General features: G+C 37.0%; 1 protein-coding gene and 1 pseudogene. One reads left to right on the top strand and one right to left on the bottom strand.

Annotated features, from left to right (window positions below; genetic code table 11):
- Nucleotides 1–174: 174 nt before the first annotated feature.
- A complete protein-coding gene (locus Q1553_RS00570; protein WP_300667999.1) occupies nucleotides 175–801 on the top strand; it encodes a superoxide dismutase in 627 nt (208 codons plus the stop codon).
- Nucleotides 802–892: 91 nt separating this feature from the next.
- Here Q1553_RS00570 and Q1553_RS00575 read toward each other — a convergent pair.
- Nucleotides 893–1371: pseudogene (locus Q1553_RS00575) on the bottom strand (hypothetical protein); the annotation flags it as partial.

Below are 1371 nucleotides of genomic sequence, written 5' to 3' on the forward strand. Positions count from 1 at the left end.
CCTGCTCCGATTTGTAAAACAACAGCCATTGAACAATCCTTATGAAACAAAATGAAGCAATTTTACAAAATTTTTCTTTAAGATTTCAAGGAAAGATTAGAGGATAATTTTATTTTAATTATGTTAGAATCTTATCTCAAAACTTTATGTTTTAATTTATTTTAAGGATTAATTATGTTTAAATTACGCACATTACCATTTACCGAGATTACAGGTTTTATTAGTAAAGAAACCTGCGAATATCATCACGGCAAACACCACCAAACCTACATCAACAATCTAAATAATTTGATTAAGGGAACGGAATTTGAAAGTAAAGGCTTATTTGAGATTCTCACAAAATCACAAGGAGGCGTGTTTAATAATGCTGCACAAGTGTATAACCATGACTTTTATTGGGATTGCGTTAGCCCAAATGTAAGCAACAAAAGCTCCGAGCTAGACGAAGCCATCAAAGCAAGTTTTGGAGATATAGAGAAATTTAAAGAAGCATTTTTAAATTCCGCCACTACGCTTTTTGGTTCTGGTTGGTGTTGGCTTGTCTATAACCCTGCAACAAGCAAGCTAGAAATCAAGCAAACAAGCAATGCACAAACCCCCGTAACAGACGGGTTGATTCCTGTGCTTGTCGTAGATGTGTGGGAACACGCATATTATATTGACCACAGAAACGCGCGTCCTGCGTATTTGGAAAAGTTTTTTAGTCATATTAATTGGGAATTTGTCTCTAAAGTATTTGCGGGCGCAAAAGCACAAGGGATAGATTCTGTGAAAAACTACACAAAATCTCTCCACTCTTAAATGGTTCCAAACTTCAAGATTCCATAAGGAATCTTGAATGCTTTTAACACTCCAAAACAATATCAATCTTAAATTAGTAGCAGTTATCACCTTACGCCTCTAGCGCAAAGCTTTGTGTTTTGTTTAAATGGTCTATCGTGTAGAGATTATAAAGATTCTCTACAATCCTTTCTTGTTTTTGCCCTGCAAGCTGGATTGCAAACCCCAAAAATTTTCCATTTTCATTGACTAATCGTTGCACCATTTCTGCACCTATATCTTTTAAGCTCACAATTTCCTCTCCTTGTCGGATTCCATATTCACTAAAATCTATTTTGCTTAGTTCCTCATCACTCTTGCTTCTTGCCTCTAGGCTGATTCCAGCCCTATCGCCCCTTTTGGTAATATAAAGCTCACCTGTCTCATTATAAAGCTCATTTACGAGAATCTCTCGCCCTGATTCAAAGCGAAGTAGAATCCTGCCATCTTTCTCAAGTCTCATAGAAGTTACAGCCTCCGCATCTTGCATAGCCGCTGCGACTTCTTTGCTTAAAATTGGGTCATCAAGCGCATTTTTGATTCTCTCTAGCC

This window comes from Helicobacter sp. UBA3407 (genome assembly GCF_949747025.1).
In the GTDB taxonomy this organism is placed as follows: Bacteria; Campylobacterota; Campylobacteria; order Campylobacterales; family Helicobacteraceae; genus Helicobacter_D; species Helicobacter_D ganmani.

Excerpts from the sequence above, each read along its gene's own strand:
- Q1553_RS00570 (WP_300667999.1), top strand. The coding sequence starts at position 175 with ATGTTTAAATTACGCACATTACCATTTACCGAGATTACAGGTTTTATT.